General features: G+C 57.1%; 20 protein-coding genes and 1 other RNA gene. 5 read left to right on the forward strand and 16 right to left on the reverse strand.

The features are described from left to right. Nucleotides 1-80: 80 nt before the first annotated feature. From Y5S_RS07760 to hrcA, 12 genes are all read right to left on the reverse strand, one after another. Nucleotides 81-1,247: a hypothetical protein gene (locus Y5S_RS07760; RefSeq protein WP_035231975.1), complete on the reverse strand. Its 1,167-nt coding sequence runs from the start codon at nt 1,245-1,247 to the stop codon at nt 81-83. Nucleotides 1,248-1,405: 158 nt separating this feature from the next. Continuing rightward, entirely contained in the window at nt 1,406-2,344 is a 939-nt protein-coding gene (locus Y5S_RS07765) for a TolB-like translocation protein (protein ID WP_156107645.1), read from the reverse strand. A 33-nt stretch (nt 2,345-2,377) separates the two neighbouring features. Next, entirely contained in the window at nt 2,378-5,275 is a 2,898-nt protein-coding gene (locus tag Y5S_RS07770; protein WP_035231979.1) for a hypothetical protein, read from the reverse strand. 3 nt (nt 5,276-5,278) lie between these two features. After that, a complete protein-coding gene (locus Y5S_RS07775) occupies nt 5,279-5,809 on the reverse strand; it encodes a DUF4150 domain-containing protein (RefSeq protein WP_052041462.1) in 531 nt (176 codons plus the stop codon). Continuing rightward, the gene (locus Y5S_RS07780; protein ID WP_156107647.1) at nt 5,802-6,842 is read right to left on the reverse strand and encodes a hypothetical protein; all 1,041 of its coding nucleotides are present in this window, start codon (nt 6,840-6,842) and stop codon (nt 5,802-5,804) included. The genes Y5S_RS07775 and Y5S_RS07780 overlap by 8 nt, the downstream gene beginning before the upstream one ends. Further along, nucleotides 6,839-7,867: a DUF2169 family type VI secretion system accessory protein gene (locus Y5S_RS07785; RefSeq protein WP_035231982.1), complete on the reverse strand. Its 1,029-nt coding sequence runs from the start codon at nt 7,865-7,867 to the stop codon at nt 6,839-6,841. The genes Y5S_RS07780 and Y5S_RS07785 overlap by 4 nt, the downstream gene beginning before the upstream one ends. Continuing rightward, nucleotides 7,860-8,933 carry a hypothetical protein gene (locus Y5S_RS07790; protein WP_035231983.1) on the reverse strand — a complete coding sequence of 358 codons (1,074 nt, stop codon included), beginning with the start codon at nt 8,931-8,933 and terminating at the stop codon, nt 7,860-7,862. The genes Y5S_RS07785 and Y5S_RS07790 overlap by 8 nt, the downstream gene beginning before the upstream one ends. Then, nucleotides 8,933-9,349: a hypothetical protein gene (locus Y5S_RS07795; protein ID WP_035231985.1), complete on the reverse strand. Its 417-nt coding sequence runs from the start codon at nt 9,347-9,349 to the stop codon at nt 8,933-8,935. Before Y5S_RS07795 ends, Y5S_RS07790 begins: the two co-directional genes overlap by 1 nt. A 359-nt stretch (nt 9,350-9,708) precedes the next feature. Next, nucleotides 9,709-10,836 carry a molecular chaperone DnaJ gene (gene dnaJ, locus Y5S_RS07800; RefSeq protein WP_035231987.1) on the reverse strand — a complete coding sequence of 376 codons (1,128 nt, stop codon included), beginning with the start codon at nt 10,834-10,836 and terminating at the stop codon, nt 9,709-9,711. Between the two features lie 100 nt (nt 10,837-10,936). Beyond that, entirely contained in the window at nt 10,937-12,859 is a 1,923-nt protein-coding gene (gene dnaK / locus Y5S_RS07805) for a molecular chaperone DnaK (protein WP_035231988.1), read from the reverse strand. Nucleotides 12,860-13,003: 144 nt separating this feature from the next. After that, a complete protein-coding gene (gene grpE / locus Y5S_RS07810) occupies nt 13,004-13,576 on the reverse strand; it encodes a nucleotide exchange factor GrpE (RefSeq protein WP_035231989.1) in 573 nt (190 codons plus the stop codon). 433 nt (nt 13,577-14,009) lie between these two features. Continuing rightward, the gene (gene hrcA / locus Y5S_RS07815; RefSeq protein WP_035231991.1) at nt 14,010-15,059 is read right to left on the reverse strand and encodes a heat-inducible transcriptional repressor HrcA; all 1,050 of its coding nucleotides are present in this window, start codon (nt 15,057-15,059) and stop codon (nt 14,010-14,012) included. Between the two features lie 124 nt (nt 15,060-15,183). On the opposite strand from hrcA, the gene Y5S_RS07820 reads away from it, so the two are divergent. Together Y5S_RS07820 and recN are read left to right on the forward strand one after the other, a co-directional pair. Beyond that, the gene (locus Y5S_RS07820; protein ID WP_035231993.1) at nt 15,184-15,699 is read left to right on the forward strand and encodes an RDD family protein; all 516 of its coding nucleotides are present in this window, start codon (nt 15,184-15,186) and stop codon (nt 15,697-15,699) included. A gap of 29 nt (nt 15,700-15,728) precedes the next feature. Continuing rightward, entirely contained in the window at nt 15,729-17,396 is a 1,668-nt protein-coding gene (gene recN, locus Y5S_RS07825) for a DNA repair protein RecN (protein WP_035231995.1), read from the forward strand. A 644-nt stretch (nt 17,397-18,040) separates the two neighbouring features. Here the strand turns inward: recN and fur are convergent. Next, nucleotides 18,041-18,442, reverse strand: a complete 402-nt coding sequence (gene fur / locus Y5S_RS07830; protein ID WP_035231997.1) for a ferric iron uptake transcriptional regulator — start codon at nt 18,440-18,442, stop codon at nt 18,041-18,043. Between the two features lie 184 nt (nt 18,443-18,626). Between fur and Y5S_RS07835 the strand changes: the two genes are divergently transcribed. Then, nucleotides 18,627-19,034: an outer membrane protein assembly factor BamE gene (locus Y5S_RS07835; RefSeq protein WP_035231998.1), complete on the forward strand. Its 408-nt coding sequence runs from the start codon at nt 18,627-18,629 to the stop codon at nt 19,032-19,034. Between the two features lie 27 nt (nt 19,035-19,061). On the opposite strand, the gene Y5S_RS07840 is transcribed toward Y5S_RS07835, so the two are convergent. Together Y5S_RS07840 and Y5S_RS07845 are read right to left on the reverse strand one after the other, a co-directional pair. Beyond that, the gene (locus Y5S_RS07840; RefSeq protein ID WP_035231999.1) at nt 19,062-19,364 is read right to left on the reverse strand and encodes an RnfH family protein; all 303 of its coding nucleotides are present in this window, start codon (nt 19,362-19,364) and stop codon (nt 19,062-19,064) included. Continuing rightward, nucleotides 19,364-20,941, reverse strand: a complete 1,578-nt coding sequence (locus Y5S_RS07845) for a sodium-dependent transporter (RefSeq protein WP_035232000.1) — start codon at nt 20,939-20,941, stop codon at nt 19,364-19,366. The genes Y5S_RS07840 and Y5S_RS07845 overlap by 1 nt, the downstream gene beginning before the upstream one ends. 141 nt (nt 20,942-21,082) lie before the next feature. Between Y5S_RS07845 and smpB the strand changes: the two genes are divergently transcribed. Next, a complete protein-coding gene (smpB, locus tag Y5S_RS07850) occupies nt 21,083-21,562 on the forward strand; it encodes an SsrA-binding protein SmpB (protein WP_035232002.1) in 480 nt (159 codons plus the stop codon). 49 nt (nt 21,563-21,611) lie between these two features. On the opposite strand, the gene Y5S_RS07855 is transcribed toward smpB, so the two are convergent. Continuing rightward, a complete protein-coding gene (locus Y5S_RS07855) occupies nt 21,612-21,890 on the reverse strand; it encodes a hypothetical protein (protein WP_035232004.1) in 279 nt (92 codons plus the stop codon). A 373-nt stretch (nt 21,891-22,263) separates the two neighbouring features. Between Y5S_RS07855 and ssrA the strand changes: the two genes are divergently transcribed. After that, nucleotides 22,264-22,620, forward strand: a transfer-messenger RNA (tmRNA) gene (gene ssrA, locus Y5S_RS19295).

Below are 22,620 nucleotides of genomic sequence, written 5' to 3' on the forward strand. Positions count from 1 at the left end.
AGCGGTCGTTCGACCGCGAAAACACCAAACCTGGCCCGGCAGATAAGGCGGCCCAGTCCCACCAAGTCTGTAAAGGCGGATTAGTCTACCAGAAAGGGCGGCTGATTCACTGCGTAGAGGTTACGATCGGCCTTGTTCATAAATTTACGACGCTTGCGATCAAAACGCGCGAAACTCATGCCACTGTCCACCCAGGCCTGCACTTCCTTCAGGCGCTTGCGGGCATAGGCCCGGTCCAGCCATTCCATGGAATACTCCGCTGGCAACTGCGCCGCCAACATCAGCTGGGCGATGGCCTGCTGGGCCTGATCTTCACGAAAGGTATAAAGCAAGCTGTTGGCATATTCGTAGCGGACAATCGCCAGATCCGGCACCTGCTTCACCGAGGTTTCAAACAGCTCGGTGGCATCGCGGCTGTCTGCCTCGAAGGTAAGACGTCCCGCCGCCTTGCCGACCCGACGCAACACATTGGCCTCGAAGGCGGCATACAGGGACATGGCCAGCGGATGCTGTGGCTCCACCCCCAACATCTCGGTGGCCGCATTAATCACCATCGGACCGTAATTGCGCTGCAACATGGCTGGCACCGACTCATCCTCCGCCAGCCGCGCCACCGCATAACCAAAGCCCAAGCGCACCATGCAGTAATCGTCTTCCAACAACTCCTCACCGGGTAACACCGGGGCATTCTCACCAAACCAGGCCATCTCGTTGATGCTCTGCTGAAGCAACTGCTGCTTCTGTGTCTGGGTAGGAGCGAGATAAGTGGCATAAATAATCTGAGACACCATGGCCGGCACCCGGGCATAGCCACCGTAGCGATTACCCAGATCACGAGCATGACGCAGATCGCCCCGGAAGAACGCCTGCCACACCTCCAGCACATTGCGGCTGTGCTGCTCCCAGTCGTCGTCCTGATAACGCAGGTCCCGGAACAACGCCGGGAAACGCTGATAGCGGGATTTCAGGTACTCAGGGGAAGGGAACGGCAACTGCAGCCCACGCATAAAACGCGGCCAGTTAGCCTCTATCTCGGCATAGGTATAAGTAAAAGGAGCCTGATCGAAGGGAGCCTGCACCCAAGGCGCATCCAGCACCGCATCATCCAGCGGCAGAGGGGAACGCTGTGCAAAGGTAGCCTTTGCGCGGTCATAAGCCTGATCGACAGGTGCCGCCTGCACAGGCGACAGCAAAACCACAGGCTGCGCAGCCAACACCAGCATCCATGCCAGATTGCGAATCGTCATGTCGAACTCTTGTTGTTGTTTTTTTAGGCAATACTAGCAGGGGGACCGAAGCTCGAAAACGACGGAATGCAAATTTAAGCTTATTGTATTAGTGGCATACAGAATCATTATTAACTCAACCGCTGAAAACCAGCCCTCTCCGAGACCTTTATGGCAAGTTACTCACTCCACGATGCAGGACCAGCAATCCAATCCGGGTCTGAGACAATCACACGCTTCCCGTCATCTAAATTGTAGAAGAACAAATTCTGGCTATTCATTCTATCGCCAATTAAAGCAATCACCCCGCCCTCAACATTAGTGCCGCTAATCCCCAACACCCTGCCATTCAGTTCCAAAACGACCTTATCGCCTACCCCGCGCAAATCGAGAGAAATAATCTTGCTCCGCATAGAATCAGAGAAATCACCCTCAATAAAGGAGAAAACCAAAACCTCGCCATTCTTTCCTTCAGAAAAATCGACCCCAGTCAAAACCCCTTCACCGTCAACAACATTAATAACATCATTTTTCCCGGTTAAAACATCGTAAACAGAGACCCTGGTGTCGCCGACTATGTAAGCAATCTTATCTCCATCATCACTCCAGGAAGGGTGGGAACAATTATGATCAGGGCAGTCTAGATAATCGACCTCACCAGTGCCGAGTCTTGCTTTTTTAATTGAAAGCCCGCCATTCTCCTTCGAATAGTAGACTACACTGTCTTCATGTAAATCCGGACCGAACAAAGAATATCCGCCATTCGAAAAACCGCTCTCACACCGCCCAATATCAATATCAAAAATGCACAATTCAGAAAGCCACCCTTTTTCATTTCTTTTTTTAATTGCAGTCAACAATCGCCCATCCTCCATCACTTGAACATCAGATGGAATCGATGGAAATTCAACTACCGTCTTATCCCCAGAAAAAAGATCCAATATTACAACCTCAAAATACCTTGCATCTTTTGTCCTCCAGTAACCCACCACCCCCTCAATACCAACCCCCTCATTTTCAAACGCTGTAGACTTCACCTCATCCGAAGAAACTCCATCACAGGCAACCAAAGAAAAACAAAGAACACCAACCAGAGCCGGGATCAATTCTCGACCCATAAATCGACATGAATTTATTAGCGAACAAAACATTCAGACCTCATCCCCGAAGTTGTTAATCCCTTTGGTTACTCCACCACTATGATTGGCAAAAACAGAAACACTAATCGCGCCATCTTGCGGAATATCAATCACGGACGCGCCTAACTGCCTCCTCAAAACTCGAACAACAGCATAATCACTATCATCATCAATAACTCCGCGCGGGACCTGAAAAATCATTCTCGTCACACCTCCCTCTCTTGAGGACGACATTTTCACAATCACATCCCTATCGTAGAACTTTAGACCTCCTCCCCCTTCTTCCCCACTCCCTACCCCAGATTTTCCTGCGCCAATCGACAAGTCAATCTCTGAAGTATCAGAATCAAAGTTGTACAATGAGAAATCAACCTTAATTGTTTTCCCCTGAAAAATTCTAGGCGCACTTCTACCCACGCCATCCCTTGAATATCTCGACTCGAGACTTACCTTAACCTCAAAACCAAAAAGAATTTCATACAGTTTCGCCAGCTCAATTTCCGGATTATTCTCCCACTCCCTGGATTCAGAAAGATACGCATGACTTGCAGAGTTAGCCTCCACTTCTCCAGCATACGACTCTATACCAAAGAAACCGAAACGCAGCCAAGCCTCAAAAGGCCCCAACCTCTCTTGATCAATCTTCACAATACCGGTCACAACAAGAATTGCCCCGATCGAAAAGGTAACAACCGCAATGGGGGTTGCACAAAGAAACAAGAACAACCCTGATGAAGCAATTAATGATGAACCCGCAGCACTTATATGATAAGCATCCGCAAGTCCGAACTCTCTATTTTCCTTAGCAAGCCTTGCCTCTTCTAAATCCTTAACCGCTCCGACCAAGTTCCCCACAACACCGATAGTTCCCATTCCAATACGCAGCGCTCTGCTTGCTCCCATAGCCTGAGAAAGCTTACTCTTCGATTGGCTGGACAGATCATAAACAAGCGAAATAGTGCTCAGACTATTCTCCAGAAGAGCAAGCTTGTTGACTTGTGTGTCGAGGCCGTTCTTCGCCAGCTCCTCCCAATTTATTGCCAAGTTTACGACCTGCGCAATATTCAGAATCTGGGCGGGCAATCCTTTAAGCGACTCCAAGGCTCGGTGGGCAGCAACAGGCTGATCATCAAACTTGAGAATTTTGACTCTATGGCTTGCCGTTTTGGCATCCGGGGCAGCAACGCTGATGACGGTGGAATTTGATTTCGCAGAGGATCGATTCAAATCACGCCATTCACTATAACTAAGCTCTTTGGTCGTAATTCGAACCCCATAAAGCTTCTCCAGCCTGGGACTAAGGCGCTCCCAATGCTCTTTTGCTTCACTGACAGGCCTTGCCAAGGTTCCCAGAAGGCGCTCAAGGGCTTTATAGCCCAAATCCGTCAGTTTTACAGTGTTCTTAACCTGATTCCGCCAGTCCGATCTTCTTTGTACCGCTTGATAGTGGTACTCCTCATTAGCCTGCTGATCTGGTCTTGAAATATTTTCCAGCTGCGGATTATCAAATACACGCAGGCACTGGTTTGTAATGCTCTCCTCATCCTCCAGTTGCTGCCGCAGGAACTGGAACCCATTGTGGCTATCGGAAAGCATTTCTGTGAGGAAAGCCCAACATTCAGCGCCTTTTTCCCCAACATGTCGATAACGGGGACTTTCATGTGCATCATTCAGTTGATAATCGGAAAATACGTTTAAGACACTATTTGGTGCTTCGACTCTTTGCAGGCATTCAAGCAATGCATCCGTATATCTCGCTTGCTGCTCCTGGAATTCGCTCTTTTCTCGCTCATAGCGCTCCATAAACTCTTCAATGGCACCATATCTGACCTGTTCAGCGTAATCGGGGTTTTCATCAATCAACTGGGTGGCATATTGCGCGACGGTATGAGGGTGTGCATTTTGGCTCGCCCAGCCAGCGAACTTCTCCACGGTGTCGTGCAGCTGTACAGCCCAATCCTTTGCTTCTCCAAGCGGGTCATGAATGACAACGGCGGGTATACCACTATCCAGAAGGTTCTTCTGATTCTGGCTGACATAGTTTCTTTGCCCCAGGTGATGCAGCAAGCCAACGCCTTCATCACTCTCGAACGCCTTATCAATGGGAACAACGAGATCTTCAGCTGGATTTGCCACTGCAGCCGGGAAATCAGCAAGTTCCAAAAGCTGAAGACGCTCTTGCTGCATAACTGCGTCAACCTCAATGCCCTCGTAGCGCTGATACACCTCGGGGATCACTCTGGGATCGTCAGCGCTCATTCCACCCAGTCGACACAGATACTCCCAAGTCCATTGCACCTCTGAAAATGCCAAGTGAACCTGTGGTGCGGAATCATCGGGTAGAGAGGTAGGAACAACGAGTGCCGCTTTATCCAGCAATGCAGAAGGGGCACGCACATCCGCTCCTTGCTTGGTCGCGAGATTGACCTCCTCAAAGCGCTCAAACTGATAATAATCACGCTCATTAAATCGTCGATTCTTCCCCCTGCAGTAAATCTCTCTCCACAAACGCCCGTTCACAAAAACATATAGCCAGCCGTTTCGAAGTGGAGCTAAAGCACCATTTGCGTTGCGACGCAGAGGGGCAATAGCGGTGAGCTCTGCGCACTGTTCGGGAGAAGGAGAGTCCAGGTTCGCACGGCTGGTCGTGACAGGAATCCAGTAGCGGCCTTGCCTTGCCACATACCCCCTGGGAGTCAATGCATCATAGAGGCTTCTCTGCAGCTCAGGCACACGCTGTCGATAGTCAGCATGAGGATCAACATTATCCAGCCCCACACGATAATCAGTTTCTTCCAGCTCACGAAAACAAACGAGTCCATTTGACCGTCCGTTACTGTCCTGCCCTTGCCGCTCATCAAAGGCCAGTTGCTGAATCAGATAACCCGCAGTGGAATTTGGAGAAGTCATGCCTTACTCCCCGTGCTCAGGCGTAATGGTGACCGCTCCGGGGAAGTAGGCGGGATCCCCTTTCACCCTGATCCCTACAGCGTAGTCTCCGGGTGCTATTTCCTCTTCCTCCGTCTCCCCCACAGAAAGATCCGACGGCAACCCAGCCCCTGGTTGCTGCAGTGGTGCGGGTGGCGTGTTGGCGTTGTTGGAGACCATCTGGTCGGCCTGGCGGACGGCGGGCTGGCCTTCGATGAAGACATTGGGGGAAGAGGTGATGAACTGGGCTTGCCCCTTGATGGTGCCGGAGATGATGCCGCCGCAGGAGCCGCCTTCGTCGCCGTTGCTGACCATAAAAGTAGAAGACAAGTGGCAGGCGGGTTGGCCGTTGATGATGACCGAGCTGGCGGTGCCAGTGGCATCCTTGGAAAGCGCCGTATTGGTAAAAGACGCCGGGATACACAGGGGCGGCACCTGACAGACATCCGGGGCCATGAAGACGCCGCCGGAACCGGCATGGACGGCCGTGCGGCCGTTGATTACCACGTTACTCATTGGAATCGCATCCTTGTGATTCAGTATTTTTCAGCCATACGGCGCAACGCGCCTGCTGTGCCCCGGCATCCACAACCAGAGCCTGAGGCGCCGGTGCCAGCGACCAACACAACCTTTCGCAGGCCAGGGCAATCGCCATGGGAAAGGCCGCGGCACCCAGCTCTCCTGTCACCTTCGCGGGCTTGAGATGCTGCTGCCAGGGAGGAGGCGCTGGCTGGGGAGCCTGCTGCTCGCCTTTGCGCATGGCCAGGTTCTCGCGCGGCGCGAGCCGCGCCGGCCACAACCGCTGGCTGGCATGATGCCATTCAAGATCATCCCGTGGCGCTTGCGCGCGGGCATGAATGATCAAGCGCGGCCGGGACAGCTCGCCGCCTTCCTTCAATGCTGAGATGGTATCGGCCAGCCCCAATAGAGAAGCCGGCATCATCTCGCCTGCATTGGGCTCAACACCAGCAGCATCCGCCTGCCATTCCACCGGAGCAGGCTGGCAACTCAAGGTGAACCAGGCGAAGCCCTCGCCCACTGCACGGCCATCCGGTAGCTTGTCGGTTTGTAGTTGGGCTGCTGCCGCCAGCTGCATCACATTGACGGGATGTACCAGGCTGTCGAGACCAAACACCGACAGCGCACTGATTTCTCCGGCCCGAAGTCGAATTACCTGCCGCGATAACACGCTTGCCAGAGCATCCACGGTGACCCACTCAAGCCGACCCTCAGGGTCTGCCAAGCTCAACACATCCCGCATCCAGCTGAATTGCGGCGCACCCTGGTCGGGCGTGATCAACAACACCGGGTGAGACTGATCCAGTAAATGTCGCAGCGCCAACTCGACCCTGTCTTCCCACTCAAGAGCACCGGGCAAACACGCCAACCGCGGGAAGTGGGCACGGTAATCACTTCCTACTGCCACTGCGAGGTCCTTGATCACATTGACGGCAGAAACACCAGAAAGGGTGGCACTCAACAAGGCCAAAGACGAATCACCGCCGGGCGACAGCACGCCGTATTCGGAGACAAAAACCGGACGGCTCATGCCGCCCCCCGCCATGACGTACTCGCCTGCAACACCAGCCAGGCCGGCAAGCCCTTGGCCTGCGTTGGGCAGACGGACGCTCGTGCAATCAGCGAGAGGGTTTGCCTGTCCGTATCGATCTTTAATGTATCGCAGCACAGCTCAATACGTTCGGCACGATGACCTCGTCGTACCAGCAACACCTGAGGGCACCATGTTGGTAATACCAACTCAACAGGCTTCTCCGAGCCGGAAAAGAATCCCTGCAATACCAGCTTCTCTCCCCCGGTCAGCGGCGCTGCCAGCCACTGATCTTCCGGGGCACAGTGATGCAGTGCCGGATGCGCATCCTGACTCCAGGGGCAACCCTGATTGTCCAGCGGCTGCCGGGACAGTTCACCATAACGGCCCTGACGCGGAGCCCAGAACGAAGGCAGCGGCGCAAAACCGGCCACCGGGGCGTCCCGTGATGGCGACAGCTGTGCCTGGCCGAGATACTCAATCTGTGGAGCACGGGTATCCTTCAGACTCCAGCCGGATGGATTAAAACCTCGTCCTACCGGGTTACGCTTCTCCCGCTGCCCCTTCTCGGGGTGAGCGCCGCCAAAGGCCAACTCATAACGCAACGGCAATCGGGAAAACGGTAATGGCTCCGTTCGGCGATGCCCCAGCAATCCTTTTTGCCAGTGATGCTCACCCAACACCGCCAGCTGTTTGGTACGGGCAAGCCCATTCTGCTCCAGGCTGATCGACACCTGATGACTGACCTGCTCACCATCAGGGGCACAGGCGTGGCCGTGCAAATAATATTCAGCCCCCTGCTTGAAAGGGACCGCCTCACTGGCCAGACGCAGGCTGGAGTCTTTGGGATCACCGTAGTGCTCATCAGCCAACACCACCTCTTCCTGCTCCGCCATGGAGAGATTGCCTTGCAGATCGAACTGCAACGTCAGTTTGGCAATCGCCACGCTCTGAACACGGCCATCCAGGTTCCAGCCCTGCACCAGGACCACTTTCGCATCCGTGCCATTGACCAGCTCAAACATGATTGCTGTCTCCATGAAGGGCATGGTGCTGCCATCCATCTGCGGGTACTGCACTCTTGCCGAGATCAAAAGCCCGGTGCGCAGCGATTAATGCCGACACCTGACCGCACCACTGATCTGTCATGTCGGCAATGGAAGATTCCGTTCGTGTCTGACCAAAGAAAACCGGGAGCCCCGTCGGCTCTCGATGTTCCAGCAACACTTGCCACTGCTGCCGTGCCGCTGCCGCATCTGGCAGGGTCTGGCTGGAAGTCGCGCTGTCTCCCACCGCTTGCAGACGCGGCTTGCGCGGCGCGCCGGTGCCACACAACCAGACCCAGGCAGTCGCCGCTTGCTGCGCCATTTCCACCTGTTCCATCATCGCCAGCAGTGCATTGGCTGCCTGCTCCGTGCCCATCAATGCCTGCGCCATTGGCCCACCCCCGGCCTCACCATTGCGAACCAGCAACAACGTCAGCACAGGATCATCGGGGTAATCTCTGGCCACAGGAAAAGCGGCGGCATCACGGCGAATCAGACCGCTGATCAGCGCCTGCCTTCTTGTCCGTGAGCGCTCCTGCTCTTGATAGAAAGGGCGAAAGACATCGGAGCCGGCACCATCGGCATCCTGCAGTTGCAACGCCACCGCAGCCACTTCATCCGCGCAGCAAAACAGATCCAGCGATGCCACACCCTGAGGATGCCGCGAACACAATGTCGCTTGCAGCGCTGGCTGATTGATTTCCACATACCCCAGACCCATCGCAAGCTGGATCGAGGCAATCAGCGCCTGTTGCTGTTCAGCATCGAGGGCTGGAAAAAGCGCGTCCAGTTGCATCAAACCCTCTTCAGCTTGCTCCCCATGAAGCAGCCACCAGCTTTCCACAAAGAGCTCAGCCGGCTTCAGGTTGTCATTCAGCCCCCCCGCACATTGATCTTGTGCTCCCTGCAGATTGGCCAGCAATCGCCAATCCAGTTGGCGCAGTGCTTCTCGCGGCGAGGCTCGGGAATCCAGCAGCTGCTGTCGTCGGCGATAGAGGTTTTGTGCTTCCCGGTAATGGGTTGCAGCCAACGGGGAAAACGCCATCAGTTGATTTGCACCGTGGCGCCGAGGATGCGCTGCAGGCCACTGGCCAGGGTGTGCACCTCCTTGCCATCGACAGTGATACAACCATCAGGGGCTATATCGATACGCGCATCGGCGACCTGAAGACGAATGCCCTTGTCGCATTGCAATGAAAGCCGGCCATCATCATCCATCGCTACCAGGGGCATACGCTCCCCTGCCAGTAGCGCGGTAATCACCCAGCCCTGCAATGTAGATTGGGCCAGCACTCGATCACCGGGCTGCAAGGGAGCGGGCAGCACGGCGGCGTCCACCGCTGTCAGCTGTTCGCCGCTATCTTCGCAGCACAGGCACAGCTGTGGAGAGACCGTTATTACCCGCATGATTCTGGACGCTTGAGTCGCGACCGACGGAGGTATGGCTGCAAGCTTTTCCATTCGCTCAGCTTCCTGTCCCTGTGGCATTCAAAAGGCGGGATAGTGGCGCTTGGGGAGAAAGCTGTCTGTGAGGGGAAGCGGAAATGGCTGTGCGAGAAGGCTTACATTGTAGTTTTTGTGAAAAGGGAATACCTCACACCTCCTACAACAGGCGTTGAGCGATTCCGCCACCGAATGAGAACACCGCCCCTGTGGGAGCGGCGGTTCCGCCGCGAAAAGCCTGCCCGACTAACCGGGTAATCGTGGTCGAACGTCCTCTCCCACCAACCGGCCTGGCAAATATCCCAGCCACTGCACGGCATAAAAAAACGGAGCCGGTTTCCCTTGCTCCGTTTTTTATTGCCGGTCAGCGATACCGCTTACTTTGCATCAAAGAAACGTTTAACGCCTTCAAACCAGCTGGTTTTCTTCGGGTTGTGGCGATCACCACCGCTCTCCAGGGAATCCTGGAACTGACGCAGCAGGTCTTTTTGCTCGCCGGACAGTTTCACCGGCGTCTCCACTACGACCTTGCAAAGCAAATCACCAGTGGCACCACCACGCACGGATTTCACACCCTTGCCGCGCAGACGGAACATCTTGCCCGTCTGGGTTTCTGCCGGCACTTTCAGTTTCACCTTGCCACCAAGGGTGGGCACATCCAGCTCGCCGCCAAGAGTGGCATCTACAAAGCTGATCGGTACTTCGCAGTACAGGTTGGTACCGTCGCGCTGGAAGATGTCGTGCTCACGCACCGCCACCTGCACATACAGATCACCGGATGGCGCGCCGTGCATGCCGGCTTCACCTTCACCCGCCAGACGAATGCGGTCACCGGTATCCACGCCCGCCGGAATCTTCACCGACAGGGTCTTGGTGTTCTGCACCCGACCCTGGCCGCCACAGCTGCCGCAGGGATCTTCGATGATCTGGCCTTCACCCTTACAGGTAGGACAGGCCTGCTGCACGGTGAAGAAACCTTGCTGCATGCGTACCTGGCCAGCGCCACCACAGGTGGTACAGGTCACCGGCTTGGAACCTTCTTTGGCACCACTACCATGACAGGTGCCGCAACTTTCCCAGGTGGGCACGCGAATCTTTTCTTCGCAACCACGCACCGCCTGTTCCAGTGTCAGCTCAAGGGTGTAACGCAAATCCGCGCCACGGGCCGGGCCACGACGGCCACCGCCACCACCACCGAAGATGTCACCGAAAATATCGCCGAAGATGTCACCAAAACCGCCAGCACCAGCACCGCCGCCGAAACCGCCTTGCCCCTGACCATTCACGCCGGCATGGCCGAACTGGTCGTAGGCCGCGCGCTTCTGCTCATCGGACAGGACTTCGTAGGCTTCCTTGGCTTCCTTGAATTTGGCCAAGGCCTCTTCGTCATCCGGATTACGGTCCGGATGGTATTTCATCGCCAGACGGCGATAGGCCTTTTTCAGATCTTGCTGACTGGCGTCTTTCGCCGCCCCCAGCACTTCATAATAATCGCGTTTGGACATAATCAAGCCTTTGGCTTAGCCAGACGCCAAACGCCGGAGGCCAGACGCAAAAGCTTGAAAGCGATTACGTCCAGCATCCGGCGTCAGGCGTCAGGCTTAATTACTTCTTCTTGTCGTCGTCGACTTCTTCGAACTCGGCGTCAACAACGTCGTCACCTGCGGCCTGCTCGCCTTCGGCACCGGCGGCACCTTCAGCCTGCTGAGCCTGTTCGGCGTAGAGCTTCTGGGCCAGCGGCGCAGACACTTCAGACAGGGCCTTGATCTTGGCTTCAATGTCGTCCTTGTCGCTACCCTTGGCCGCTTCTTCCAGCTCGTTCACGGCCTTGGTGATGGACTCTTTCTCTTCGTCGGTGGCCTTGTCGCCAGCTTCGTCGAGGGTCTTGCGAGTCGCGTGCACCAAGTGATCGGCCTGGTTGCGGGTCTGCACCAGCTCTTCGAACTTCTTGTCTTCGTCCGCGTGCGCTTCGGCATCCGCCACCATTTGATCGATCTCTTCATCGGACAGACCGGAAGAGGCCTTGATCTGGATGGACTGCTCTTTGCCAGTGGCCTTGTCTTTCGCGCTCACGTGCAGGATACCGTTGGCGTCGATGTCGAAGGTCACTTCGATCTGCGGCATGCCACGCGGTGCCGGCGGAATGTCTTCCAGGTTGAATTGACCCAGAGACTTGTTCTGGCCAGCCTGCTTACGCTCACCCTGCAGTACGTGCACGGTTACCGCGGTCTGGTTGTCGTCCGCGGTGGAGAACACCTGCGACGCATTGGTCGGGATGGTGGTGTTCTTCTCGATCAGCGGAGTCATCACGCCACCCATGGTTTCGATACCCAGGGTCAGCGGGGTCACGTCCAGCAGCAGTACGTCTTTCACGTCACCGCTCAGTACCGCACCCTGAATGGCTGCCCCCATGGCCACCGCTTCGTCCGGGTTAACGTCCTTGCGCGGCTCTTTGCCGAAGAACTCGGAGACTTTCTTCTGCACCATCGGCATACGGGTCTGACCACCCACCAGAATCACATCAGTGATGTCAGCAGCGTTCACGCCCGCATCTTTCAGTGCAGTCTTGCAAGGCTCCAGGGAACGGGTCACCAGATCACCCACCAGAGACTCGAGCTTGGCACGGGTCACTTTCACGACCAGGTGCTTGGGACCGGTGGCGTCTGCGGTGATGTACGGCAGGTTCACTTCGGTCTGCTCGGCTGAAGACAGCTCGATCTTGGCTTTTTCAGCCGCTTCTTTCAGACGCTGCATGGCCAGCGGGTCGCCGCCCAGGTCGATACCGGAATCCGCCTTGAACTGATCCGCCAGGAAGTTGATCAGGGCCAGGTCGAAATCCTCACCACCCAGGAAGGTGTCACCGTTGGTGGCCAGCACTTCAAATTGGTGCTCGCCGTCCACTTCGGCAATCTCGATGATGGAGATATCGAAGGTACCACCACCCAGATCGTAGACCGCGATGGTGCGGTCGCCGCCTTTCTTGTCCATGCCATAGGCCAGGGCCGCAGCAGTGGGCTCGTTGATGATACGTTTCACGTCCAGACCGGCGATGCGACCGGCATCCTTGGTGGCCTGACGCTGGGAATCGTTGAAGTAAGCCGGCACGGTGATAACGGCCTCGGTGACAGTCTCACCCAGGTAATCTTCCGCGGTCTTCTTCATCTTCTTCAGCACCTGCGCAGAGATCTGCGGCGGCGCCATTTTTTCGCCCTTCACTTCTACCCAGGCGTCACCGTTGTCGGCCTTGGCAATTTTATAGGGCACCATCTTGATGTCTTTCTGAACCACGTCATCTTCAAAACGACGACCGATCAGACGCTTCACCGCGTACAGGGTGTTTTCCGGGTTGGTCACCGCCTGACGCTTGGCAGCCTGACCGACCAGGGTTTCCTTGTCGTCGGTGTACGCGATGATGGAAGGCGTAGTACGGGCGCCTTCGCTGTTTTCAATGACTTTAGCCTTGTCACCTTCGAGTACAGCCACACAGCTGTTGGTTGTACCCAGGTCGATACCGATGATCTTACCCATATCTCTCTTTCTCCTTCACACCACCCGAACCCCTGTCGGCGATTCGGTCAGTTGAACTTGTTAACGCTACTGGCACCTATATGGCGGTGTTTTGAACCGATTCAAGGGGCCTTCACGCTTTTTTCGCGATTTCCCTGAATGCCTTTACGGCGCCTTGCTGACCACCACCCGTGCCGGGCGGATCAGGCGGCCATTGAGCTGGTAACCCTTCTCGAGCACATCGATCACGGTGTTGGGGTCCACATTGGGTACCGGCACCATGGTCATGGCTTCGTGCAGCTCGGGATTGAAGGGCTCATCTCTGGGGCTGATCTGCTCCAGGTTGTACTTGCCGAACACATCCATCAGGGATTTCAGCGTCAACTCGATACCTTCGCGGGCCCCTTTCAGAGCCTCGTCGTCGGCATCCAGCGCACCCAGACCCCGCTCAAGATTGTCCGCCACGCTCAGCAGATCGCCGGCGAACTTCTCCAGGGCAAACTTGTGGGCGTGCTGCACATCGCGTTCGGCACGGCGGCGCACATTCTGGATCTCGGCCTGGGCACGGATATCCGCTTCGCCCAGCGCCTTCTTCACGGTCGCCAGTTCAGCTTCCAGCTCCGCCAGCTTCTCTTCCGCCGTCGGCTCCGCCTGCTCGGCCTCTGCCGCTGCCTGCTGCTCTTCCACGGTTTCTACCTGTGGCTCGGCGTTGTTCTGGTCTTTTTCCTGCTCACTCATTCTTCCACTCCACATCCCAATCCGGGCTTTTATCAGGAAAGCGGGCAAAGATATGGGAACTGATGGTGGGGATTCAAGGGGGGAGGCGGGAGTTGACAGTGGATAGTGGACAGTTGACAGCTAACGACCTGTAGCCGAGGGCTCTGTGGGAGCTTGCCTGCAAGCGATTATGGCCATCAGGCTGGCTCCTGCGGCAGAGAATCGCTGTGGGAGCGGTCGTCCGACCGCGATCTGCTCCGAACGCTGAAAATCGCGGTGGAACCACCGCTCCTACAGCTCGCTCTGACGGAGGCGGCGCCCTTGAGGGCAATCGCTTGCAGGCAAGCTCCCACAGGATACGGTGACAGCCATCTGAACGCGGCCAGCGCCATCACAGCCCTGCCCAGCCTCGGCCGCGCCGCTGTCAACTGTCCACTATCAACTGTCAACTGAATTACAGCTGGGTCAGGGCCGCCGAGAGGATCTTGGCGGTGATATCCACGGTGGGGATCACCTTCTCGTAGTCCATTCGCGTGGGGCCGACCACGGCGAGGACGCCCACGGGACCATTATCTGCGCGGTAGGGGGCCGAGATCAGGGAGTAGTCCTCAAAGGGGCGGAAGCCGGATTCACGACCAATGAAGATCTGTACGCCATCCGCCTTTATGGAACGCTCCAGCAGGTGAAGGATATCGCGCTTGTGGTTGAAGGCCTCGAACAAATCGCGCAACTGATTCAGGTTATCGGCCTCAGCGGTCTGGATCAGGTTGGACTCGCCGGACACCACGTAGTCGGAGTCGGATTCCTCCGTGCGCAGCGCCTTGTCCGCCACGGCCACGGCCGTTTGCATCAAGGCATCCATGTGCTGCCGGTCCGCATTCATGGTGTTAAGCAGACCATCACAGATGCTGTTCAGATCACAGCCGGCATAGGTGTGGTTGATGTAGTTGGCCGCCTGCCGCAATTCCGCTTCGTCGTAATCCCGGTCGGTATGAATGATGCGGTTCTGCACCTCTGAGCGGTTCACCACCAGCACCACCAGCACCCGCTTGCCCGACAGGGGCAGGAATTCCACCTGCCGCAACGTGGTCACTTCACGACGCGGCACCGCCACTAATCCGGCCATGCGAGTCAATTCAGCAAGCGTTCTTGAAGCCTGGGAGATCAATTCCTGGGGAGATTGCTCTGGCGCCAGCATCTGCTGCAATTCACGCTTCAGATCTCTGTGATCCGGCCGCTCCATCACACTGGACGCCAGCAGGGAATCCACATACATGCGGTAACCCAGCTCCGTGGGAATGCGCCCGGCAGAGGTATGCGGGCTGGCCAGAATCCCAAGATCCTCCAGCTCCGCCATGATATTGCGGATGGTGGCCGGGCTTACCTGCAAGCCACTGCCGGTGGCCAGGGTCTTGGAGCCCACGGGCTGGCCGTCGCGAATATGCCGCTCTACCAGCGTCATCAGCAGGCGTTGTTTACGTTCATTGAGATCCAGCTTGGTCATAGTTCTATATATGTACCAGAAAACGGCCCCCGCATTATATAAAATTCCGGGGGGCTTACACTGATGCCCCGAATCGCCTAAGATTGGCACAACTGACCATACGAACAGTAACAAGGACGTTATCGTGCAAGACAACAACAATCCCTACCAGACACCCTCATCAGAACCCACTGCCGAGCCAAATGACAGCAACGCCACACTGGCGAGTCGATGGAAACGACTGTTTGGTGCGCTTATCGACACACTGGTGCAAGTCGCTATCGTAGGCCCCTTCCTCTATTTCAGTGGCGCCTGGAACGAAATGATTCAACAGGGTGGCACCTTGAGCCTGGAGGAAACCCTGACCTGGTTCATCGTCGGTGAAGTGGCATTTCTGGCGGCACAGGGTTACCTGCTATTCAATCGCCAGCAAACCGTCGGCAAGTGGCTTCTGAATATGAAGATCACTGGCATGGTGGATAGCAAGGTTCCCGCCGGCAAGCTGTTTGGCATCCGCTATTTCCTGATGCATGTGCTGGCGCAAATTCCGGGCGCCAACCTTCTTCTGATGGCAGATCCTCTGCTGATATTCCGTAAAGACAAGCGCTGCCTGCATGATCTGCTGGCAGGCACCCAGGTTGTTGATCTCAAGACAGCCTGAACACGCAACACCCGTTTCGGAGACGTACCATGCTGACACATCTGAGCGTTCGCCACTTTGCCACCGTGGACCAGCTTGAGCTGGAACCGGAGAACGGACTCACCTGCATCAGCGGGGAAACCGGGGCGGGTAAATCCGTGATCATCGACGCCCTGGGCCTGACCCTGGGCGATCGCGCCGACTCCAGTGTGGTCCGTCACGGTCATGATCGCGCCGAGGTGCTCGCCACCTTTGATGTCAGCGACAACCCCGGCGCCCAACAATGGCTGGCCGAGCGCGAACTGGACGACGACAACCAGTGCCTGCTGCGCCGCACTGTGCGTGCCGATGGCCGCTCGCGAGCTTACATCAACGGCACCCCTACCCCGCTGGCAGAGGTGCGCGAACTGGGTGAACGGCTGATCAGCATCCACAGCCAGCACGAACACCAGGCGCTACTGAAAAAAGAAGCGCACCGCCAATTGCTGGACAACTATGCCGATGCCCGCGAGCTGGCTGCTACCGTTCGCGAGCACTGGCGCGCCTGGCAAAAAGCCCGCCGCGCCCATGACGACGCCCTGAACCAGGCCCGCGAACAGAATGAACGTGAAGAGCTACTGCGCTTTCAGCTCGAAGAACTGGATGCACTGGCACTTCAGGAAGGAGAGCTCGCCGAGCTGGAACAGGAACAACAACGTCTGGCTAACGCCGACAGCCTGATCCGCATCTGCCAGCAATCCCTCAACGCCCTTTACGAAGGCGACGACGGCACCTGTAACGACCACCTCAGCCAGGTAAGCCACTGGCTGGACGATGCCCGCCGTCAGGACGATGGACTGGGCAGCGTGGCCGATGCGGTGGAATCTGCCCGCTTGCAAGTGGAAGCCGCCGCCGAAGACCTGCGCCACTATCTGGAGCGCCTCGATCTGGACCCGGAGCGTCTTAACCTGGTGGAGGAACGCCTTAGCCAGTGCTACACCCTGGCACGCAAATACCGCATTCGCCCTGAGGAACTGGTGGAGCATCACCAGGGCCTGCTCAATGAATCCGAAGCCCTCGGCAATGTGGACGCCCACCTGCACGCCCTGGCCGAAGCCGAAAGCAGCGCAGAAAAGCAGTACATGGACAGCGCGCTCAAACTGGGCAAAGCCCGCCGCAGTGCAGGCAAGACACTCACCCAGCAGGTTCAGAAGCAGCTGACCGCCCTCGGCATGAAAGCCGCAGTGATGGAAGCCCAGCTGAGCGAATGCAGCCCGGGTGCAGATGGACTGGAAGAAGTGGAATTTCTGTTCACCGCCAACCCCGGCCAACCGCTCAAACCACTGGGCAAGGTGGCTTCCGGGGGCGAACTGTCCCGGGTCAGCCTGGCCATTCAGGTTATCTGCGCCCGCAACCTCACCGTGCCCAGCCTGGTGTTCGATGAAGTGGACGTGGGTGTGGGCGGCGGCGTCGCCGAAATTGTCGGCCGCCTGCTGCGCGAACTGGGCAGCCACGCCCAAGTGCTATGCATCACCCACCAACCCCAGGTTGCCAGCCAGGGCCACCAACACTGGCAGGTGCACAAGATCCAGGGCGACGACACCACCCACACCCGTATCCACGGGCTGGACGAAGCGGCACGCATCGAAGAATTGGCAAGAATGCTGGGCGGTGTGGAGATCACCGAATCCACCCGCAACCATGCGCGGGAAATGCTGAGCAAGGCGCAAGCAGCCTGAAAAGCAGTTAATAGTTAACAGTGAATAGCTGCGCGGGAGGGGTGGGTGCGAGCCGACATGCCGTGCCCGCGTCCGGACCGCTCGAAGCACCCCTACCCTCCCGTGGGAGCGGTGGTTCCACCGCTAGTACCCGGCCGCGCCGGGTATCGTGGTCGAAGGCAGTACACCGCCGCGCCGGGTATCGTGGTCGAACGCCCACTCCCACAGGGGCTGAAACACCAGGGCGAGAACCTCAACCTCCGAATCGCCCCACCTGTGGGAGCGGCGGTTCCGCCGCGAAAGGCAGCACCCGGCCGCACCGGGTATCGTGGCCGAACGCCCACTCCCACAGGGGCTGAAACACCGGGGCGAGAACCTCAACCGCCGAATCGCCCCACCCGTGGGAGCGGCGGTTCCGCCGCGAAAGGCAGCACCCGGCCGCACCGGGTATCGTGGCCGAACGCCCACTCCCACAGGGGCTGAAACACCGGGGCGAGAGCCTCAACCTCCGAATCGCACCACCTGTGGGAGCGGCGGTTCCGCCGCGATAGGGGCCGCCCGACCAAGCCAGACCGGGAAATATCTGCCTCACATAACAAAACGCCCCACACCGCGCCGCGGGGTTACCCGCGTGCAGCATGGGGCGTATTGCGTAAAGCCCCTGATTACTTCTTCGGCTTCACGTACAGGACAAGGGAGTGGTCCACGATTTCGTAGCCGTGCTCTTCGGCGATGGCGTGCTGGCGCTTTTCGATCACATCGTCCATGAACTCGACCACCTGGCCGGTTTCCATGCACACCATGTGGTCGTGATGGTCTTCATCCGCCAGCTCGAATACCGCAGAGCCGCCCTCGAAGTTGTGGCGCAGCACCATGCCGGCCTGCTCAAACTGGGTCAGTACACGGTAGACGGTAGCCAGGCCCACGTCCTCGCCCGCATCCATCAATGATTTGTAGATGTCTTCGGCACTCAGATGGCGCTCTTCCGACTTTTCCAGCTGTTGCAGGATTTTCACCCGCGGCAGGGTCACTTTCAGGCCCGCCTTTCTGAGATCCTGATTATCCAATGCGTATGCTCCGTATGCCTGATCAATGGCGAATAAATGTCCGTGGAACTCCAGCCTGCCGGCAAGACAAGACGAACTCCCCGGCCGATACAGTGTCCATTAAAGGGTAAAACCACCGGCTGGGAATTTGTCATCAGTTCCCAAGCCTGTATTATCGCCCGAACACTCAGCGAAGTCGAAAATCATGCCAAGAATTACCACCCTGCTGCTGCTTTCCACCCTGATGGTACTCAGCGGCTGTAGCAGCCTGCGTTTTCCCGGGGTCTATCGGATCGACATTCCCCAGGGCAATTTTGTCACTGAAGACATGCTGGCCCAGCTTCAACCAGGCATGACGCCGGATCAAGTCCGCTTTGCGTTGGGCGCCCCTACCCTGATTGATCCCTTCACAGCCAACGTGTGGTTCTACCCCATGACCTATCGTCCGGGTAAGGGCGACAACGTCTCCCAGAAGATCGCCGTCTACTTCGAAGGTGGCGTCTACAGCCGTTACGAAGGCCAGGTCATTGATGACTTCAAAGCCAAGACCTCCGGCCGCAACGACCGTGAATTGCAGCAGAAAGCAGAGCAGCGCCAGAAAGAATCCGATTAAGTCGCGCAAGGCCCAAGGGCAGTACCACTAACCCTTGGCCGCGCTTTCCTGGGCCCGCTTCTTGCGATTGAGTTTGGGATCAGCCTTGAGGGGGCGGTAAATCTCCACCCGCTCCCCCGCCTTCAGCACCTGGGCCGACGGATTGGCAACCACTTTGCCAAACAGCCCCATCGGGGCCTTGTCCAGCTCCAGCCCCTCAAACTGCTCACTGATACCCGACAAGCGGGCTGCTTCCAGCATGGTCGTCCCTTCCGGCACATCCAGGCCGATCAGGCGCTGCTTTTCCGGCAGGGCGTACGCTACCTCCACATGAATCATCGGCTCAGCCATTACTGCCCCTCCGGGACGACAGGCACCTCAGATTCCTCAGCCGGCATAGCAGGAACATCATCACCCGCCGGCTCGGCCACCGGGGCGACCTCCTCCGGGTCCGCAGCTTCATCCGACATCCCCGCCTCTGCCTGAACCAGCTCCTGGGCCACCGGCTCAGGGGCCGCTGCCACTTCATCCGGCACCACCATCTTCCAGATGGTGTAGCCGAACAGCGCAATCACCGCCGCCGGAGAGAAGATCCGCACCAGCGCCCGCCATACCAGATACAGCGGGAAGCTCTTCATGGCCAATTCCTTGCGGGCATGAGTCTCTTTCATGATCCAGCCAGCAAAGATGGCAATCAGCACCCCGCCCAGCGGCAGCATCACCGTGGTGGAGAGGAATTCCACATTATCGAAGAAGGTTCCCACAAGGAAGGTGCTGTCTTTCCAAAGGTTAAAGGACAACACCGAGCCGATACCCAGCAGCCAGGCGCCCAGTCCAACCAGCGCAGCCGCCTTGCCACGCCCCAGGCCACGCTCCACCAGCCAGGCCACAACCGGCTCACCCAAACTGATGGACGAACTCCAGGCCGCAGACACCACAAGAATAAAGAACAGGGACGCAAACAGTACGCCACCCGGCATCTGGCCAAACGCCAGGGGCAAGGTAACGAACATCATTCCCGGTCCCTGGCTGACTTCCAGACCGCTGGAGAAGATCAGCGGGAACATGGCCACACCGGAACCCAGTGCCACCAGCGTGTCCAGCAGGGCGATAATGATCACCGTGGACATAATAGAGACAGGCTGCGGCTTGCCGCCTTTCTTGGCCGAGGTCTCACGCGGCATATAAGCCCCGTAAGCCATGATGGCCCCCATCCCCAGGCTCAGGGTAAAGAAGGCCTGCCCCACTGCAGTGATCACCACCTTGCCATTCAGCTTGGAGAAATCCGGCTCGAACAGGAACAACAGACCCTGCTTGAATCCCGGCGTGGTAGCTGCATAGCCCACCAGCACCAGCAACAGTACAAACAGCAACGGCATCAGGATCTCGACGGCTTTTTCCAGCCCGCCTTTCACCCCACGGCCGACCACCACCATGGTCAGTACCATAAACAGGGTGTGACACCCCATCATCAGCCATGGGTCTGCCAGCAAGGCATCAAAACGCGCACCGGATTGTGCAGCGGTAATGCCCTGAAAACCGCCCACCACGGCTTCCCAGGCGTAATACAGCGCCCAGCTGGCAACCACCGAATAAAAGGAGAGAATCAGAAAGGCAGACAATACCCCCATGTGACCAATCCCGGCCCAGCGCTGGGACACCTTGCTGTCCGCCGCCAGCTTGCGCATGGAATTGATCGGGCTCATGCCCCCTTTGCGGCCCATCATGACTTCTGCCGCCATGATCGGAATCCCGACAATCGCAATACACGCCAGGTACAGCAGCACGAAGGCCCCGCCCCCGTTCTCACCGGTAATGTAGGGGAAGCGCCAGATGTTACCCAGCCCCACGGCCGACCCTGTTGCCGCCAGAATGAACACCCAGCGACTGCCCCACATGCCATGGACCGGCTTGTTTTCTTGCTTCATAACACCCATACCTTATTTTGCGTGGCGGTATTGTCTTATTATTTACCGCCTCGGCTCAAGGAAGCGAACACTCACTAACCCGCTTTCATCAAACGCAAAGCGCTATCCGCTCACCAACCCTTGCTCTATAATCGCCGCCCTATGGGAAAAGCCAACAAAAAAGCCAAAGCACCGTCCGCCACCATTGCGCAAAATCGCAAGGCGCGTCACGAATACCATCTGGAAGAACACTTTGAAGCCGGCCTGGTTCTGGAAGGCTGGGAAGTGAAGTCCATGCGTGCCGGCAAAGCCAACCTCAGCGAAGCCTACGTCCTGCTCAAGGACGGCGAGGCCTTCCTGTTTGGTGCCCGCATGGAACCCCTGAACACCGCCAGCACCCACATTACCCCGGACCCGATCCGCACGCGCAAGCTGCTGCTGAATCGTCGGGAATTGAGCCTGATCTATTCAGGGGTACAGAAAGACGGCTATACCTGCGTACCGGTCAGCCTCTATTGGAAGAAAGGGTTCGCCAAGTGCGACATCGCACTGGCCAAGGGGAAACAGAAATATGACAAGCGCGCTACCGAGAAAGAGCGCGACTGGAACCGTCAGAAACAGCGTCTGATGCGGCAGGGTTGAGACCTTTTTCCGGTCGACCCTGCTCGCAACGCACGATATCTCATTGGTCTTATGCCAGGTGGCGCTTGGGCTTGCTGGCCCGAACGTCACCACGCAACTGCCAGTACAGCTGCAACCAGGCACGCAGTACCGCCGGCATGAAATACACCGCGAACAGAATCACGGGAATCCGTGCCTCCGGTGTCGCCAGATCCACCAGGTACACACCTGCGGCATAAGCGGCCAGTACAAATACCAACTGCAAAGCGCGGTACAGTGCAGGCTGGGCCTTCAGCGGCATCAGCGCCTTGTCAGTTACCTGTGCTACAGATCGAATGATCGCGTTCATCGTCCTTCTCCTTTGAATGAACGACAATGCCTTGCGTCGCGCTCCGGGGCCATCCCACGGAAACGCACTACAGTCATTGCGAGATACACAATTTGCCAACCCCACATACCCGGCAGCTTTTGACCACCCGATGCTGGATCAGCACCATCACCAAGGACCTCTACATCGCTCAGTGACAGGGTCATAATGCGCCTTCAATATGACAAATGAAGCTGTTTCAGTTCGATTGTCAGACAACCGATGTGTATTCAGGTAACACTTTTTACATCCCGGTAACGTTTTCCGCTCAATTATTGATCAAAATCAAATTTCATCGTCCGACACAGTTGTTAAGTGACTTAACCCACCCCATCTCCTACAATACAGGTTCACAGGGGCCGACCTGGATTCGACGCCGGTATTGAACTCTGTGGTGCATGTCGAGAAGGTCACGAGTCTCGTAAATCATTTGTGGCACATTAAAGTAATCGCAAACGACGATTCTTACGCACTAGCAGCTTAATCCCTGCTAATCGCCAATCGACCCTGCCTGTGGGGAAGAGCGGCGAGCATCGCAACACAGGCTCGCAGCAACGTCCGCCCCGGATCGCGCTGTTAAAACTCTTAGGGGCTCGGCTCTCACGTCCTGCCAATCGGGTTGTGTGGGCTTAAATCAATAGATCTGGCTAAGCATGTAGACCTGCAGATGGATTGCTGACGGACGCGGGTTCGATTCCCGCCGGCTCCACCA

The organism is Alcanivorax nanhaiticus, from assembly GCF_000756665.1.
GTDB lineage: Bacteria > Pseudomonadota > Gammaproteobacteria > Pseudomonadales > Alcanivoracaceae > Alcanivorax > Alcanivorax nanhaiticus.